This window comes from Ancylobacter amanitiformis, from assembly GCF_030814815.1.
Lineage (GTDB): Bacteria > Pseudomonadota > Alphaproteobacteria > Rhizobiales > Xanthobacteraceae > Ancylobacter > Ancylobacter amanitiformis.
Genome location: NZ_JAUSVR010000028.1, coordinates 1 through 17,241, shown reverse-complemented (window position 1 = coordinate 17,241; position 17,241 = coordinate 1). Strand labels below are relative to the sequence as shown.

Sequence of the window (17,241 nt, the reverse complement as noted above, 5' to 3'; positions counted from 1 at the left end):
AAGGTGCGCCGCGAGGGGATGAGAAACGAGTTCGACATCACGATATTCCTGTTAAATCAATGAGATGATATTTGATTGCCGACGGCGACACCCAGCTCGTCGCGCGTGGCTGCGGGAGGCTTTCTGGCGCCAGCCTGTGTTCGGCGGCGATGACGCCATCGCGCATGACGAGGATCCGGTCGCCGAGTCGGATCGCCTCATCGACATGGTGGTGTTGATTTCCACTGAGATCTGACCCGGCAGGAGCGGATTTTTCCATCGAGAAGTGACCCATGTTTTCACCACGTCTCACGCGGGCTACGCGGGGGACAGCGGAGTGATCGACATGGAGTTATTGAGCGTCATCAGACGCTGGCATCATCGGGATCGTCGCTCGATCCGAGAGATATCCCGCCGCACCGGCCTCTCGAGGAACACCGTGCGCAAGTATCTGCGGGCGGACAGCATTGAGCCCCAGTTTCAGGCTCCTGACCGGCCGAGCAAACTCGATCCCTATGCCGACAAGCTCGCGGCGATGCTGCGGGTCGAGGGCGGCAAGTCGCGCAAGCACAAGCGCACGGTCAAGCAGCTGCACGCCGATCTTGTGACGCTGGGCTATGAGGGATCGTACAATCGGGTGGCGGCCTTCGCCCGGGACTGGAAGGCAGCCCGGCTGCGCGAGCAGCAGACCAGCGGCCGCGGGACCTTCGTGCCCCTGGCCTTTGTACCGGGCGAGGCGTTCCAGTTCGACTGGTCGGAGGACTGGGCGATCATCGCCGGCGAGCGCACCAAGCTGCAGGTCGCCCACGTCAAACTGTCCTACAGCCGCGCCTTCACGCTTCGAGCCTACCTGCTCCAGACCCACGAGATGCTGTTTGACGCTCACAACCACGCCTTCCGGGCGCTGGGCGGCGTGCCACGGCGGGGCATCTACGACAACATGCGAACGGCGGTCGACAAAGTCGGCCGGGGCAAGGAGCGCCAGGTCAACATCCGCTTCTCGGCCATGGTGAGCCACTTCCTGTTCGAGGCGGAGTTCTGCAACCCGGCCTCCGGCTGGGAGAAGGGGCAGATCGAGAAGAACGTACAGGATGCCCGTCATCGGCTCTGGCAACCCATGCCGAACGTCCCCTCGCTGGAGGCCTTGAACGAGTGGCTGGAGACCCGATGCCGGGAGTTGTGGACCCAGACCGGGCACGGCTCGCAACCCGGCTCGATCGCCGAGGTATGGAGCGAGGAGATACGGCACCTGATGGCAGTGCCCCGGCCGTTCGACGGCTTCGTCGAACACGCCAAGCGCGTTTCCCCGACCTGCCTCGTCCACTTGGAGCGCAATCGCTACAGCGTGCCGGCGTCCTTCGCCAACCGCCCGGTGAGCCTGCGGATCTATCCCGACCGGATCGTCGTCGTCGCCGAGGGACAGGCGATCTGTGAGCATGGTCGGGTGTTCGCTCGCTCCCATGATCGCCAGAGCCGCACCGTCTATGACTGGCGCCATTATCTGGCCGTGGTCCAGCGCAAGCCCGGCGCCTTGCGCAACGGCGCGCCCTTTGCCGCGATGCCGCCGGCCTTCCGGTCTCTGCAGCAGCACATGCTCAAGCGACCGGGCGGTGACCGGGAGATGGTGGAGATTCTCTCCCTGGTCCTTCAGCATGACGAGCAGGTCGTGCTCACAGCCGTCGAACTTGCTCTCAAGGCCGGCGTGCCGACCAAGACCCACATCCTCAACCTGCTGCACCGATTGATCGACGGCACGCCGCTGAGCACCCCGACAATCCCGGCCCCTGCCGCCCTCACGTTGACCACCGAGCCGCAGGCCAACGTCGAACGCTATGACACCCTGCGCCGACCCGGGGAGGCGCGCCATGCGTCATGACCCGGCCAGCGGGGCCATCGTCATCATGCTGAGAAGCCTCAAGATGCACGGCATGGCGCAAGCCGTCACAGAGCTGACAGAACAGGGATCGCCGGCCTTCGAGAACGCCATGCCGATCCTCTCACAACTCTTGAAGGCCGAGACCGCCGAACGCGAGGTGCGATCCACCGCCTACCAGATCAAGGCTGCGCGCTTCCCCGCCTATCGCGACCTCAACGGCTTCGACTTCACCAGCAGCGAGGTCAATGAAGCGCTCGTGCGCCAGCTCTATCGCTGCGAGTTCCTCGACGACGCGCACAACGTCGTCCTGGTCGGCGGGCCGGGTACCGGCAAGACCCACATCGCTACGGCTCTTGGCGTCCACGCCGTCGAGCAACATCATCGGCGAGTCCGCTTCTTCTCCACCGTCGAGCTTGTCAACGCCCTCGAACAGGAGAAGGCGCAGGGAAAGGCGGGCCAGATCGCCGGCCGGCTTGTCCATGCCGATCTCGTCATCCTCGATGAGCTGGGCTACCTACCGTTCAGCACCTCTCAGGCGGCGCCTTGCTGTTCCACCTGCTGAGCAAGCTCTATGAGCGCACCAGCGTGGTCATCACCACCAATCTCAGCTTCTCCGAATGGGCTGCCGTCTTCGGCGATGCCAAGATGACCACGGCCCTGCTCGACCGGCTCACCCATCACTGCCATATCCTCGAGACCGGCAATGACAGCTTCCGCTTCAAGAGCAGCTCGGCAAAGCCACCCAAACCCACCAGGGAGAAGCCGCGAAACTTGACCGCCACCTGACCCGAAGACCACCATCAGCCCGGGTCACTTCTCAGTGGAAATCCAGGGTCACTTCTCGACGGAAATCAACAGCCCAGAGCCTTTGAAGATAGAATGTGCCCGCCAGCATGCCGCCGCTGCCCGAACCTCTGAAGGCAGGCAAGGCTGGCGCTGCCACGAGGAGTGGAGGGGGAACCTCAGCTGCAGACGACACAGCTCGTCAGCCTTTTCTTCCTTTGGGTTTCCATTTGGAACTGACACCTGTTGCTACGCGATGCACTCGGGCAACATACCGTCATGTATTACGCACATTCGGGAAGCGATAATAGCAAAGCGGATTGGCAGGCCTTACGGGCGCATCTGTTCGCCACCGCAGACCTTGCCTCGCGGCTGGCCGCCCCGTTCGGCCTCGGGGCGGCCGCACACGCTGCCGGCCTGTTTCACGACCTAGGAAAGTACACGTCTGAGTTCCAGAAGCGACTGACGGGCGCGGATGTCCGCGTGGATCATTCCACCGCTGGCGCTCTCGCCATGCTTGGGGATCTCGCTGCGGGCGCCGACAAGTCCATCGCCGAACTGATCGCCTATGCGATCGCAGGCCATCATGCCGGCCTTCCCGACCGGAAAAACGAGACGGCCGCCTGCCTGGACCGCCGCCGTGAAGCTAAACTTCCCCCGCTGGATCCCCTCTGGAAGGCGGAGATCGGAGACACGGTGCACGGCCTCGTACCGGCTTTCGCCCGGAACTATCCCGGCCGTGAGGCCCAGGCCTTTGGCCTGTCCGTCATGGGCCGGATGATCTTTTCCTGCCTCGTCGATGCGGACTTCAAGGACACCGAGGCGTTCTACATGGCGCTGGAGGGGCGCACGGTGGAGCGCGACTGGCCGACGCTGGACACGCTTCTGCCCGTCTTCAGAGCCGCCTTCGACACCCATATGCGGGACAAGGCCCACGCCGACACCGCGGTAAACCGGCTGCGCGGCGACGTTCTCGCCCATGTGCGTGGCGAAGCCGGCAAGGCGCCCGGCCTGTTCACCCTCACCGTGCCCACTGGGGGCGGCAAGACGCTGGCGTCACTGGGGTTTGCCCTCGACCACGCGCACGCCCACGGGCATCGCCGCATCATCTACGTCATCCCGTTCACTTCCATCATCGACCAGACCGTGGACGTGTTTCGCGGCATTCTCGGCGAGGATCATGTGCTGGCGCATCATTCGGCCATGGACGAGGACGCGTTCGACCCGACACAGCGCCGCGACAGCCGGGACAAGCTGAAGCTCGCCATGGAGGATTGGGCGGCGCCGGTCATCGTCACCACCAATGTGCAGTTCTTCGAAAGCCTGTTCGCGGCTCGCCCGTCCCGCGCGCGCAAGCTGCACAATATCGCGGGAAGCGTCATCATCCTCGACGAAGCGCAGACCATCCCGCGCACGTTGCTGAAGCCCTGCATCCGCATGTTGGACGAACTGGCGCGCAACTATGGTTGCACCATCGTGCTGTGCACCGCCACCCAGCCGGCCCTCGACCAGCGCCATCTGCCCGGTGGCCTGCCGCTGGAAGGGCGCGAACTTGCACCGGACCCGCGTGGCCTCGCCGGGCAGTTACGCCGCGCGCGGATCGTGCCGGCCGGTCCGATGGACAATACGGCGCTGGTTGGCGCACTTGTGTCGGCGCCGCAGGCTCTGGTCATCGTCAACAGCCGACGTCACGCGCTGGAACTTTTTCGGGAGGCGCAGGCGGCCGGGTTGGATGGCCTCATTCACCTCACCACCCGGCAATGCGCCACCCATCGCCGCCGCCTACTCGACGACGTGCGGTCGCGCTTGACGCAGGGAGCCCCCTGCCGCGTCATCGCCACCAGTCTGATCGAGGCCGGCGTGGATGTGGATTTTCCGCGCGTCTGGCGGGCGGAAGCCGGGCTGGATCAGGTGATCCAGGCGGCCGGTCGCTGCAACCGGGAAGGACGGCGCGCCACAGAAGGGAGTATTGTTACCGTTTTTTCGGCTCCTGACTATCCCCCACCAAGTGAAATCAAAAGCTTGATCGGCGACATGACCCGGATCATCGGCAAGCATCCGGACTTGCTCTCGCTGGACGCAATCGCCGACTATTTCGGCGAGGTCTATTGGCGCATGGGCGAGCGGCTGGATGCGAAGAAGATACTAGAAAAATTCACAATAAGCAGTCGCGGAACGGACTTCGCCTATCGCTCCGTGGCCGAAACCTTCAAGATGATCGAGAGCGGTCTCGCACCGGTGATCATTCCCTATGATGCGACAGCTGAAAAAGCCCTGAGCGAGCTGTGGATAGAGCAAATTTCCTCTGGAACACTCGCGCGTAAATTGCAACCCTTCATCGTGCAAGTTCCGCCCAAGGCGCGCGACCTTCTGATTCACAACGGACATGTTGCTTTCGCACATGCGGAATTTCGCGCCGATCAATTTGCTGTACTGCGAAATGCCGCCCTCTATCAAAATGATATTGGATTGCGGTGGGAGGACGCCGATTATCTCGCGGCGGAAAATGTGCTTATCTAAAATAGAAAGTGACGGGCTTCGATTTTAGAAACCCGTCACTCACACTGAATTGAAATATACGCATCGCGAACACAGTTTCTATCCACACCCCATAAAGGATGACTAATTTCCATTCAATTATATAGGCTCGAGATCGACTTCGATCTCGATTTTGAACGTTCCGATTAGCAGTCGGAAAGCGTACCGCCTTCGACGCATGACGAGTCCTCCCTGTAACGGCGAGAGCGACGTTGCACCTTGTCGGGCCTTTACGCAAGCTATATGAATGAAATTACGCTTCGCTTACACAGAACCACAAAATGGCGATCGACTGGTAGGGTACTGATGGGATACGGAATCCGCCTGAAGGTGTGGGGTGATCATGCCTGCTTCACCCGGCCCGAAATGAAAGTCGAGCGGGTTTCCTATGATGTAATGACGCCGTCCGCCGCGCGCGGCATTCTCGAGGCGATCCATTGGAAGCCGGCGATCCGCTGGGTGGTGGATGCTATTCATGTGCTGGAGCCCATCCGCTTCCAGTCCATCCGCCGCAACGAGGTTGGCAGCAAAGCCCCGGCGGGCAAGATAAAAAGCGCGATGAAGCGCGGCGATCTGGAGGGCCTGAGCCTTCTGGTGGACGAGGATCGCCAGCAGCGCGCCTCCACCGTGCTGGTGAAACCGGCCTATGTGATCGCGGCGCATTTCGAACTGACCGACAAGGCCGGCGCCGACGACAATGTCGGCAAGCATCTCGACACGTTCAACCGGCGCGCCGCGCGCGGCCAGTGCTTCCACCAGCCCTGCCTCGGCACCCGCGAATTCGCCGCTCATTTCGAGCTGATCGCGCCCGACGCCCCCCTGCCCCCGGCCATTTCCGAAAGCCGGGATCTCGGCTTCATGCTGTGGGACATCGACCATCAGGCGCCCGGCCGCCCCTCGCTGTTCTTCCGCGCCATGCTGGAAGCGGGCGCGGTCCAGGTGCCGGCACCTGACTCCGCGGAGATCCGCCGATGACCATCCTCTCCTCCCTCGTGCAGGCCTATGGGCGCCTGCCGGACGCGCCGCCCTTCGGCTTTTCCGCGGAGAAGATCGGCTTCGTCATCTCGCTCAACGAGGACGGCTCGGTCGCCGGCGTGACCGATCTGCGCGACGGCGAGGGAAAGAAGAAGGTGACCCGGCAGATGCTGGTGCCGCAGCCGGTGAAACGCACGGCCGGCATCTCGCCCAACACTTTCTGGGACAAGACCTCCTATGTGCTCGGTATCACCGCGGGCGAAGGCAAGCGCACGGCGGAGGAGCATGCGGCCTTCGTGAAGCGGCATGTCGAGCTTCTCGACGGGGCGAGCGATGCCGGTCTCCTCGCCCTTCGGCTTTTCCTCCAGACATGGACGCCGGACCAGTTCGCCGCGCCGCTCTGGCCGGAGGAGATGAAGGACCAGAATGTCGTCTTCGCGCTGGAAAGCGAGCGGCGCGGGTCCGGCTATCTGCATGATCGCCCGGCGGCGACGGCGCTGTGGGCACGGGTTTCCGCGGCCGGCGACAGCGCCCCGCAGATCTGCCTCGTCACCGGCGAGGCGGGGCCGGTGGCCCGGCTGCACCCGTCCATCAAGGGCGTGTGGGGCGCGCAATCCTCCGGCGCGGCGCTGGTTTCCTTCAATCTCGACGCCTTCACTTCCTACGGCCATGAGCAGGGCGACAACGCCCCGGTCTCCGAAGCCGCCGCCTTCGCCTACACCACCACTCTGAACCGCTTCCTGGAAAGGGACAGCAGCCACCGCATCCAGATCGGCGATGCCTCGGTGGTGTTCTGGGCGGATGCGTCGGACATGGCGACGGCGAGCGAGGCCGAGAGCCTGTTCTCCACCTATTTCGACCCCAGCGCGGAAGAGGCCGCCGCCAGCAAGACCATCAGTATCCAGCTGGCACGCATCCGCAATGGCGAGCATTTGGCCGAGGTCGCGCCAAAGCTCGAGGCGGGGGTGCGTTTCTACGTGCTCGGCCTCGCCCCAAACGCGGCGCGGCTGTCGATCCGCTTCTTCTTCGAGGACAATTTCGGCGCGCTGACCCGCAACTATCAGCGCTTCGTCGGCGACATGCGCATCGCGCCGGCGCCGCGTGACGATTATCCGCCGCTGTGGCGCTATCTGCGCGAGACGGCGGTGCTCGGCAAATCCGAAAACGTGCCGCCCAATCTCGCGGGCGAATGGATGCGCGCCATTCTGGGCGGCACGCGCTATCCGCTGACACTGCTCGCCGCCGTGCTGACACGTATCCGCGCCGATGGCGACGTGAACGCTCTGCGCATTGGCATTCTCAAAGCAATTCTTGCCCGCAACTACAACAGGGAGGCTCCCGTGGCGCTCGACCCGAGCAACAGAGACCGAGGCTACCTGCTGGGACGGCTCTTTGCCGCCTATGAACAGGCGCAGAATGCCGCCCTTGGTGGCAAGGTGAACGCCACCATCAAGGACAAGTTCTACGGCTCGGCCTCAGCCCAGCCGCGCAAGGTCTTTGCCCTGCTGGAGAAGGGGTCCGCCAACCACCTTTCCAAGATGGGCAAGCAGTCGCCGGGACGCCGGGTAAACCTGGAGAAGGTGATCGGCGGCATCATGGAGGCCATGGAGCCGGGGGCCGATCCGTTCCCCCCTTCGCTTTCCGCGCAGGAGCAGGCCCTGTTCGGCCTCGGCTACTACCACCAGCGCAACGAATTCTTCAAGAAACCCGCAGATATCGCAGACGCCGGGGAGACCGCGGAATGACCACGCTCGCCAATCGCTATGACTTCACGCTCATCTTCGACGTCCAGAACGGCAACCCGAACGGCGATCCTGATGCGGGAAACATGCCGCGTCTCGACCCGGAGACCAACAAGGGTCTCGTCACCGATGTCAGCCTGAAGCGCAAGGTTCGCAACTACATCGAACTGGCAAAGGAGAAGCAGGACGGCTTCCATATCTATGTGCAGGAGGGTTCCATCCTGAACGAGAAGCACCGTCAGGCCTACATCGCGCTGCGGCCGGACGATGCCAAGGCGAGCAAGGACGCCAAGCTGAACCCAAAGGACGACACCGAGGCGGGGCGGCTTCGCGACTTCATGTGCCGCAATTTCTTCGACGTGCGCACCTTCGGCGCCGTCATGTCCACCGGCATCAATTGCGGGCAGGTGAAGGGGCCGGTGCAGATGACCTTCGCCTCTTCCGTCGAGCCAATCATGCCGCTGGAAATTTCCATCACCCGCATGGCCGCAACCAATGAGGCCGAGAAGAAGCAGAAGGCGGAGGGCGACGATTCCAGTGATCGTACCGACAACCGCACGATGGGCCGCAAGCACATCGTGCCCTATGGGCTTTATGTGGCCCACGGATTTATCTCGGCCAAATTTGCCGAGCGCACCGGCTTTTCGGAGAGCGACCTCGACCTCCTGTTCGAGGCGCTGACCGGCATGTTCGAGCACGATCGCGCCGCGGCGCGGGGGCAGATGGCGACGCGGAAGCTGATCGTGTTCAAACACGAGAATCCGATGGGCAACGCCCCCGCCCACGCGCTGTTCGACCGCATCAGGATCGGCCGCAATGTGGATGGGGAATTCCGGGAGATCGACGACAAGCGGATCGACAATGAGCCCCCTGCCCGCAAATTCACCGACTACACTGTGACTATCGACCGCGAAAACCTGCCCGCAGGCGTCGAGATCATCGAAAAGCTCTGACCGATGGACGCGCAGGCGGAAGGGTCAGGGCAGACGGAGCCGGGAGAGCCCATTCCGCTCTCGGCCCTTCAGCATGCCGTCTATTGCCTGCGCCAGGCGGCCCTGATCCATCTGGAGCGCCTCTGGGCGGACAACCGCTTCACGGCGGAGGGCCATGTGCTGCACGCCGTGGCGGACAAGGGCGGCGCCCGCAAGGCGCGCGGCGTTCGCCGTGCCATGGCTCTGCCGCTGGCCTGCCGCCGGCTGAACATCGCCGGCGTGGCCGATGTGGTCGAGTTCCATCCCACCCCGGACGGCGGTGAGATTCCCTTCCCCCTGGAATACAAGCGCGGCAAGCCCAAGCTCCACCGCTCCGACGAGGTGCAATTATGCGCCCAGGCGCTCTGCCTGGAGGAAATGACCGGTGCGTCAGTCCCCGCAGGAGCGCTGTTCTATGCCGAGACCAAAAGGCGGACGGAGGTTCCCTTCGACGCCGAATTGCGCGCGCTCACCGAGGAAACCATCCGCGCGCTGGCGCAGGTTCTGGCAGCCAGCCAGACACCACCGCCGACGCTGAAGCGCGAACGCTGCCGCGCCTGCTCGCTGCTGGAGCTGTGCCGCCCCGCCATCGTGGCGAAGCCGGTCCGGGCCTGGCGTCGTCGCATGGTGGAGCGGGAGCTGGCCGAGCCCCTGCCATGAAGAAGCTGCTCAACACCATCTATGTCACCACCGAGGGCGCGGTGCTCCGCAAGGATGGCGAGAACCTCGTGGCCGAGGTGGAGGGCGCAGAGCGCGCCCGCGTGCCGTTTCACATGCTGGGCTCAGTGGTGGTGTTCGGCGCCATTCATGTATCGCCGGCACTGATGGCGGCCTGCGCCGGCGGCGGCATCACCCTGGTGCTGCTGGATCGAAACGGCCGGTTTCAGGCGCGCATCGAAGGGCCGGTGACGGGCAATGTCCTGTTGCGCCGCGCCCAGTACAAGGCGTCCGACGCGCCCGAGGAGATCGTCCGCTCCGTCGTCATCGGCAAGGTGGCCAACCAGCGCGCGGTGCTGATGCGCAGCCTGCGCGACTATGGCGAGGAGCATGAGGCGGAAGATCGCGCCGCGATCGAGGCTGTCACGGAGCGGCTGGCGCGCATCCTGCGCCGGGTCGAGCTATCGGATGACACCGTGGACCTCCTGCGGGGATCGGAGGGCGAAGCCGCCCAGCTCTATTTTTCCGTGTTCGATCATCTGATCCGGTCGCCGGACCCGGAGATGCGCTGGCATGGCCGCTCACGCCGCCCACCGCTCGATCCGGTCAATGCGCTGCTCTCCTTCCTCTATACCCTGCTCACCCATGATTGCCGGTCTGCCTGCGAGAGCGTCGGGCTTGATCCGGCCGTGGGGTTTCTGCACCGGGACCGTCCCGGCCGGCCCAGCCTGGCGCTGGACCTGATGGAGGAGTTGAGGCCGGTGCTGGCCGACCGGCTCGCCCTTTCGCTCATCAACCGGCGGCAGCTGCGGGTCCGCGATTTCGAGGTGCGGGACGCTGGCGCCGTGTTTCTCTCCGACGAGGCGCGCAAGACGGTCCTGACAGCGTGGCAGGAGCGCAAAAAAGATGAACGCCAGCACCCTTTTCTGGAGGAAAAGGCACCGCTCGGCCTGACGCCCTATCTCCAGGCGCAGATGCTGGCGCGGCATCTGCGGGGCGATCTGGATGCCTACCCGCCCTGGTTCTGGAAATAGGCGTCGGCGATGCTCGTGCTGGTCACCTATGATGTGCGAACCTCGGAAGGCAATGGCGCCGCCCGCCTGCGTGCGGTCGCGAAGGCCTGCCGCGACTATGGCCAGCGTGTGCAGTATTCGGTGTTTGAGATCGAGGTGGATCCGGCCCAGTGGACGCGGCTGAAAGCCCGCCTTGAAGGTCTCATCAAGCCGGAAAGCGACAGTCTGCGCTATTACTATCTTGGCGCGAACGGCCAGAGAAAGATCGAGCATGTGGGCGCCAAACCCGCGGTGGATCTCGGTGGGACCCTTATTGTCTGACGGCTCCCGTGCAGTGCGATCCTGAAGCGTGCCGGAGGTTCCGGGGAGGTTCGCACCCGTCCCAGCCCCTTGCCTGAAAACCTCTTTTGCCACCGCCACCTCTTCAAGCCGCTGTCCCCGGTACATAATCCGCGCACGTTCGCGCCCTGCGCCCCCTTTCTCGAATGCCTACTGAGGTTTAAGTGGATAGGGGTCGCCCCTCCCGCAGGGGCGTGGATCGAAACCCGGCGCCGGCTCTATACTCGCGCAGCGGCAGGAGGTCGCCCCTCCCGCAGGGGCGTGGATCGAAACCGAGCTACAGGCGGAATTGCAGGTGACACGCGAGGTCGCCCCTCCCGCAGGGGCGTGGATCGAAACGCGCGCTGGCAAGGGCGCCATCACTTATCCGGTCGCCGTCGCCCCTCCCGCAGGGGCGTGGATCGAAACTGGCTGCAAGCGGCCGTCGAGAGCGGGTATCTGGTGTCGCCCCTCCCGCAGGGGCGTGGATCGAAACGACCGTCTGGTATCCCTTGTTTTTCTCGCCGTTGTCGCCCCTCCCGCAGGGGCGTGGATCGAAACATGATGACGCCGACCGCGACGGACATCTTCTCGTCGTCGCCCCTCCCGCAGGGGCGTGGATCGAAACGGCTCAAACGGCGGCACCGGCGGGACAACAACGTGTCGCCCCTCCCGCAGGGGCGTGGATCGAAACGACCTGTTCCGGACGGCGCCGGGTGGCGGAAAAGTCGTCGCCCCTCCCGCAGGGGCGTGGATCGAAACTGGGCTGCATATGCCAAAGCTCTCGCTGGTCCCCCGTCGCCCCTCCCGCAGGGGCGTGGATCGAAACCCTTTACTCTCCGTGCCTAAATCAATCGCCAAAATGTCGCCCCTCCCGCAGGGGCGTGGATCGAAACCTCGCCAATGGCGCGGCGATAGCCGTCCAGTATGCGTCGCCCCTCCCGCAGGGGCGTGGATCGAAACGTCTGTCATGAACCGGCCCCCTCATACCCCGCCCTGTCGCCCCTCCCGCAGGGGCGTGGATCGAAACGCGATAAGAGCCAGTGCCAATGCTGCACACGGGAAGTCGCCCCTCCCGCAGGGGCGTGGATCGAAACCAAGCCGTCTGCGCGACACAGGCCGAAGGCCAGTTGTCGCCCCTCCCGCAGGGGCGTGGATCGAAACCTCATAGAGCTTCGGATTCTCAATCGCCGCGTGGTCGCCCCTCCCGCAGGGGCGTGGATCGAAACCATCGTCGCAGGCTCTTTACCTGGGGTGCCGACGGTCGCCCCTCCCGCAGGGGCGTGGATCGAAACGGCAACCCATGCAGCAGCCCGTGCAGCGCGAATGTCGCCCCTCCCGCAGGGGCGTGGATCGAAACACCTGAACAAGGAGTACCACAATGCCGACCGAGCGTCGCCCCTCCCGCAGGGGCGTGGATCGAAACCGCCGCGTTGTTAAGCGATCGTCAAACACCGACAAGTCGCCCCTCCCGCAGGGGCGTGGATCGAAACTCCGGCGCGTCTACCGGCCTCACGCCATCCACCGCGTCGCCCCTCCCGCAGGGGCGTGGATCGAAACTATCGAGGCGGTGACCAATGATGATGGCTCGGTGGTCGCCCCTCCCGCAGGGGCGTGGATCGAAACATCGTCAAGGCGTTGCCCCACCTGTCCCACCTGTGTCGCCCCTCCCGCAGGGGCGTGGATCGAAACCGCGCAACCGCCCCGGCGGCGGGGATCGTGGGGGGCGTCGCCCCTCCCGCAGGGGCGTGGATCGAAACGGCGTCAATCTCGGGCCGGTGTCGCTGGCGCTGTGTCGCCCCTCCCGCAGGGGCGTGGATCGAAACTATGACGACGGGCGGCTCGGCGAGGTGTTTCAGTGTCGCCCCTCCCGCAGGGGCGTGGATCGAAACCGCCTCTGTCATGCCGATCAGGGACAGGTTGACGGTCGCCCCTCCCGCAGGGGCGTGGATCGAAACCTGCACTGTGAGCTTGCCGCCCTTAATCGGCATGTCGCCCCTCCCGCAGGGGCGTGGATCGAAACCTCGGGCGAATATTTCGGGCCGGCACGTCAAGCAGGTCGCCCCTCCCGCAGGGGCGTGGATCGAAACCAATCGCTTGACGGGCACTCTCGCAAACCGCGCTAGTCGCCCCTCCCGCAGGGGCGTGGATCGAAACTCCCCTGAGAATGGCAGCACCTTGACATCGCGGATGTCGCCCCTCCCGCAGGGGCGTGGATCGAAACTCCCGCCGGGGCGCGGACCCGCTCACCGGGTCGCTGTCGCCCCTCCCGCAGGGGCGTGGATCGAAACCACCTGGATACGCGCGATTTCGGCCTGCACAGGTCGCCCCTCCCGCAGGGGCGTGGATCGAAACGGTAACACGTGGATTAACACCTCCAAGAACGTGGGTCGCCCCTCCCGCAGGGGCGTGGATCGAAACCCCGGATGATCCTGTTGAGGTGCGTCGCTGTCGTGTCGCCCCTCCCGCAGGGGCGTGGATCGAAACCCGGCACCGTAAACCGGGCTCAAGCGCAGCGCGAGGTCGCCCCTCCCGCAGGGGCGTGGATCGAAACCTCGCGAACTGCTTTGCGAACCTTGTCGGCAAGAGTCGCCCCTCCCGCAGGGGCGTGGATCGAAACCACCACGGCCCTGCCGGACTTCGGCTGTACCGGGGTCGCCCCTCCCGCAGGGGCGTGGATCGAAACGCAATGGGTCAACTTTGCAAGGTGCTCGACGTCGAGTCGCCCCTCCCGCAGGGGCGTGGATCGAAACTGCCTCACTACCGGCCGCGACGGCTATCTGCCCGACGTCGCCCCTCCCGCAGGGGCGTGGATCGAAACGCCAAGGCGCTGCCGGCGATCGTGTGGGACGGCGGTCGCCCCTCCCGCAGGGGCGTGGATCGAAACTCTCCCCCCACGACATCAACACCACGATCAACCAGTCGCCCCTCCCGCAGGGGCGTGGATCGAAACCTCGCCGAATACGGCCCCTCTCAGGCATGGCCCAGTCGCCCCTCCCGCAGGGGCGTGGATCGAAACACCGTTGATAAAGGGGTCTCGTCGCGCAGGTGGCGTCGCCCCTCCCGCAGGGGCGTGGATCGAAACCGGTCATGGCATGGCGCGCCCACAGACCCAAAATGGTCGCCCCTCCCGCAGGGGCGTGGATCGAAACGATACGATCCGCATCGGTGTTGCCCGCCCGGAAAAGTCGCCCCTCCCGCAGGGGCGTGGATCGAAACGTGTCCTATCAGCAATAAGGAGGATTAAATGCGCAGTCGCCCCTCCCGCAGGGGCGTGGATCGAAACGATTATGACTTTACGAGCACCCAACCGGTGACGGTCGCCCCTCCCGCAGGGGCGTGGATCGAAACCGGTGAATTGTGAGGGCTGTCCGGCGCTGCAATGTCGCCCCTCCCGCAGGGGCGTGGATCGAAACTGCGTGTCGCCCCCGTCATGCACGAAGAAGGTGGTCGCCCCTCCCGCAGGGGCGTGGATCGAAACAAGAGCATGCGCCTCGGCGAGGTCCTGGAGCAGGTCGCCCCTCCCGCAGGGGCGTGGATCGAAACGCGATAAGGCACCGCATTCCACCCCCCCGCCTCCGTCGCCCCTCCCGCAGGGGCGTGGATCGAAACACCTGCACGTCATAGCTCGCCACCGCGCCCGAAGGTCGCCCCTCCCGCAGGGGCGTGGATCGAAACCTCGGGTGGCGGGTCTCGCCACTCCGAGGGTTGGGTCGCCCCTCCCGCAGGGGCGTGGATCGAAACCACCAGACCAGAGCGCTGCATGCGGATGGCAAGCGTCGCCCCTCCCGCAGGGGCGTGGATCGAAACCCGACGGGGATCTCGTGTTTGCCGCGGCAACGCGTCGCCCCTCCCGCAGGGGCGTGGATCGAAACCGTCTCGGTATAGCGCCCCGCCTCTTCCTTCCGGGGTCGCCCCTCCCGCAGGGGCGTGGATCGAAACCCTAGGCGACTGAGGCCTCCCCGTGCCGCTCATCGTCGCCCCTCCCGCAGGGGCGTGGATCGAAACATGAGCGCTATCCCGAGTACGGAATTGCTTGGCGTCGCCCCTCCCGCAGGGGCGTGGATCGAAACTGCTGAAAAGCGTTTGCTGCGGCGGACTGGTCCGTCGCCCCTCCCGCAGGGGCGTGGATCGAAACCGTGCTCGCCGAGAAGATCGGCGTGCATGAGCGCGTCGCCCCTCCCGCAGGGGCGTGGATCGAAACTGTTGAAAAGCGTTTGCTGCGGCGGACTGGTCCAGGTCGCCCCTCCCGCAGGGGCGTGGATCGAAACTGTTGAAAAGCGTTTGCTGCGGCGGACTGGTCCGTCGCCCCTCCCGCAGGGGCGTGGATCGAAACTTCCTGAAACTCATGCGCGGCGGCGATTGCCGGACGTCGCCCCTCCCGCAGGGGCGTGGATCGAAACCGTGACGACCGTATATCAGCAAGTATGCTCCATAGTCGCCCCTCCCGCAGGGGCGTGGATCGAAACTACATAGCGTCGCCGTCGCTCATCACGTATGGCCTGTCGCCCCTCCCGCAGGGGCGTGGATCGAAACCGAATGCGGGATCGAGTTTATGATTTCGTCGCGCTTGTCGCCCCTCCCGCAGGGGCGTGGATCGAAACTTCCCCAGCCGCGGCAATGCGGCCGTGGCGATCAGTCGCCCCTCCCGCAGGGGCGTGGATCGAAACTACAGCGGCATGACGCTGCAGCCCGAGGCGACGGTGTCGCCCCTCCCGCAGGGGCGTGGATCGAAACGGCAAGCCGGGCGCGGCGCCGGCGAGCGGCAATGGTCGCCCCTCCCGCAGGGGCGTGGATCGAAACTGAAGATGTCGGGCAATCGGCCGACCGACGATGCAAGTCGCCCCTCCCGCAGGGGCGTGGATCGAAACATTAGTCGACACGAAGATTGTGCAGGATGAGCGTGTCGCCCCTCCCGCAGGGGCGTGGATCGAAACATCCGGTCCAGCTGCGATTTCACGCCGTCGACGTCGCCCCTCCCGCAGGGGCGTGGATCGAAACACCACGACGCTGGAGATCACCGACGACGCCGTCGGTCGCCCCTCCCGCAGGGGCGTGGATCGAAACTCCCATACGCCATGGAATGTGGTCTGCAGGGCCCCGGTCGCCCCTCCCGCAGGGGCGTGGATCGAAACGTTTTCACAGTCACAACAGAATCTAGCTGATGTAGTCGCCCCTCCCGCAGGGGCGTGGATCGAAACGGGCCGGTGATGAAGGCCCGGAGCCCCGCCCAGGGTCGCCCCTCCCGCAGGGGCGTGGATCGAAACAGCGCCCCGTCGAAGCTCGACGCGGTCATGGTATGTCGCCCCTCCCGCAGGGGCGTGGATCGAAACCCGGCGTTGGTGGAACGAGCGTCTATGGTGGAACGGTCGCCCCTCCCGCAGGGGCGTGGATCGAAACGTCTATGCGATCGCGTCCGGCCTGGCGCTGACGGAGTCGCCCCTCCCGCAGGAGCGTGGATCGAAACGACGCGACGGTCTGCTGCTGTGGTCCGAGACCATGGCACGCGGTTACGTCTCGCCGGTCTGGATGACCTTCAAGCAGGCCATCGAACTCGGTGGCGCGGTGCGCAAGGGCGAGACTGGCACAATGGTGGTCTTCGCCAGCCGCTTCACCAAGGCCGAGGCCGATGGGAATGGCGGCGAGATCGAACGGGAAATTCCCTTCCTGAAGGCCTATACCGCCTTCAACGTCGCGCAGGTCGACGGGCTGCCGGGTCGCTACTACGCGAAGGCGGAGCTTGTCCGCGATCCGACCGAGCGGATCGAGGAGGCAGACCGCTTCTTCGCCAACACCGGCGCGGTGATCCGGCATGGCGGTCATCGCGCCTATTATGCACCGGCGACCGACCACATCCAGATGCCGCCTTTCCAGACGTTCCGGGATGCGGCGAGCTACGTCGCGGTCCTCAGCCATGAGGCCACCCACCGGACATCGGCTTCACATCGCGTGAACCGCGATCTCCGCCGCTATGGCAAGGACAGGAGCGAACGCGCACGCGAGGAACTCATCGCCGAGCTCGAGAGCTGCTTTCTCTGCGCCGATCTGGGCATCGTGCCGGAACTCGAGCCGAGGCCGGATCATGCAAGCGATCTCGATTCTTGGCTCAAGGTGCTGGCCGAGGACAAGCGGGCGATCTTCTCGGCGGCCGCGCATGCGCAACGCGCCGTCACTTTCCTGCACGGCCTGCAGCCAAGTGTCTCTGAAGACCGCGAGGTCGCCTGAGGCTACATGCTGTGCATGTCGTCGGGGAGGACGTTGCGCCCTCCCCGATGTGAATCGGCGTGGAATAAGGGCTCTGACTCACTTTTGATGGAGTTGAGCGTCTGGCTGGCATTGGTTCACGTGGAGAATCAATGCCATGGGTCAGAATTTACGGGTCTCGGAGC

9 protein-coding genes, 2 pseudogenes and 1 CRISPR repeat array are annotated in these 17,241 nt (G+C 64.9%); of the genes and pseudogenes, 10 read left to right on the top strand and 1 reads right to left on the bottom strand.

Features of this window, described 5'->3' with window-relative positions; translation table 11 throughout:
- Positions 1-37: 37 nt before the first annotated feature.
- Positions 38-274: a hypothetical protein gene (locus QOZ99_RS21340; RefSeq protein ID WP_370876907.1), complete on the bottom strand. Its 237-nt coding sequence runs from the start codon at positions 272-274 to the stop codon at positions 38-40.
- Positions 275-325: 51 nt separating this feature from the next.
- Between QOZ99_RS21340 and istA the strand changes: the two genes are divergently transcribed.
- The 10 genes and pseudogenes from istA to QOZ99_RS21290 form a co-directional block, all read left to right on the top strand.
- Positions 326-1,855, top strand: coding sequence for an IS21 family transposase (gene istA / locus QOZ99_RS21335; RefSeq protein WP_306892027.1), 1,530 nt, complete (start codon positions 326-328; stop codon positions 1,853-1,855).
- A pseudogene (gene istB / locus QOZ99_RS21330) lies at positions 1,845-2,641 on the top strand (IS21-like element helper ATPase IstB). Before istA ends, istB begins: the two are co-directional and overlap by 11 nt.
- 276 nt (positions 2,642-2,917) lie before the next feature.
- Positions 2,918-5,158: a CRISPR-associated helicase Cas3' gene (cas3, locus tag QOZ99_RS21325; protein ID WP_306892013.1), complete on the top strand. Its 2,241-nt coding sequence runs from the start codon at positions 2,918-2,920 to the stop codon at positions 5,156-5,158.
- A 324-nt stretch (positions 5,159-5,482) separates the two neighbouring features.
- Entirely contained in the window at positions 5,483-6,151 is a 669-nt protein-coding gene (cas5c, locus tag QOZ99_RS21320) for a type I-C CRISPR-associated protein Cas5c (RefSeq protein WP_306892012.1), read from the top strand.
- Positions 6,148-7,896 (top strand): type I-C CRISPR-associated protein Cas8c/Csd1, encoded by a 1,749-nt coding sequence (gene cas8c / locus QOZ99_RS21315; RefSeq protein ID WP_306892011.1) that lies wholly within the window; start codon positions 6,148-6,150, stop codon positions 7,894-7,896. The genes cas5c and cas8c overlap by 4 nt, the downstream gene beginning before the upstream one ends.
- Positions 7,893-8,846 (top strand): type I-C CRISPR-associated protein Cas7/Csd2, encoded by a 954-nt coding sequence (cas7c, locus tag QOZ99_RS21310; RefSeq protein ID WP_306892010.1) that lies wholly within the window; start codon positions 7,893-7,895, stop codon positions 8,844-8,846. Before cas8c ends, cas7c begins: the two co-directional genes overlap by 4 nt.
- A gap of 3 nt (positions 8,847-8,849) precedes the next feature.
- A complete protein-coding gene (gene cas4 / locus QOZ99_RS21305; protein WP_306892009.1) occupies positions 8,850-9,524 on the top strand; it encodes a CRISPR-associated protein Cas4 in 675 nt (224 codons plus the stop codon).
- The gene (gene cas1c, locus QOZ99_RS21300) at positions 9,521-10,555 is read left to right on the top strand and encodes a type I-C CRISPR-associated endonuclease Cas1c (protein ID WP_306892008.1); all 1,035 of its coding nucleotides are present in this window, start codon (positions 9,521-9,523) and stop codon (positions 10,553-10,555) included. The genes cas4 and cas1c overlap by 4 nt, the downstream gene beginning before the upstream one ends.
- Positions 10,556-10,564: 9 nt before the next feature.
- Positions 10,565-10,855, top strand: a complete 291-nt coding sequence (gene cas2, locus QOZ99_RS21295) for a CRISPR-associated endonuclease Cas2 (protein ID WP_306892007.1) — start codon at positions 10,565-10,567, stop codon at positions 10,853-10,855.
- Positions 10,856-11,047: 192 nt separating this feature from the next.
- Positions 11,048-16,319: a CRISPR direct-repeat array (repeat unit 32 nt; unit sequence GTCGCCCCTCCCGCAGGGGCGTGGATCGAAAC).
- Between the two features lie 11 nt (positions 16,320-16,330).
- A pseudogene (locus QOZ99_RS21290) lies at positions 16,331-17,077 on the top strand (ArdC family protein); the annotation flags it as partial.
- Between the last annotated feature and the right edge of the window lie 164 nt (positions 17,078-17,241).

Excerpts from the sequence above, each read along its gene's own strand:
- QOZ99_RS21340 (WP_370876907.1), bottom strand. The coding sequence starts at position 274 with ATGGGTCACTTCTCGATGGAAAAATCCGCTCCTGCCGGGTCAGATCTC.
- istA (WP_306892027.1), top strand. The coding sequence starts at position 326 with ATGGAGTTATTGAGCGTCATCAGACGCTGGCATCATCGGGATCGTCGC.
- cas3 (WP_306892013.1), top strand. The coding sequence starts at position 2,918 with ATGTATTACGCACATTCGGGAAGCGATAATAGCAAAGCGGATTGGCAG.
- cas5c (WP_306892012.1), top strand. The coding sequence starts at position 5,483 with ATGGGATACGGAATCCGCCTGAAGGTGTGGGGTGATCATGCCTGCTTC.
- cas8c (WP_306892011.1), top strand. The coding sequence starts at position 6,148 with ATGACCATCCTCTCCTCCCTCGTGCAGGCCTATGGGCGCCTGCCGGAC.
- cas7c (WP_306892010.1), top strand. The coding sequence starts at position 7,893 with ATGACCACGCTCGCCAATCGCTATGACTTCACGCTCATCTTCGACGTC.
- cas4 (WP_306892009.1), top strand. The coding sequence starts at position 8,850 with ATGGACGCGCAGGCGGAAGGGTCAGGGCAGACGGAGCCGGGAGAGCCC.
- cas1c (WP_306892008.1), top strand. The coding sequence starts at position 9,521 with ATGAAGAAGCTGCTCAACACCATCTATGTCACCACCGAGGGCGCGGTG.
- cas2 (WP_306892007.1), top strand. The coding sequence starts at position 10,565 with ATGCTCGTGCTGGTCACCTATGATGTGCGAACCTCGGAAGGCAATGGC.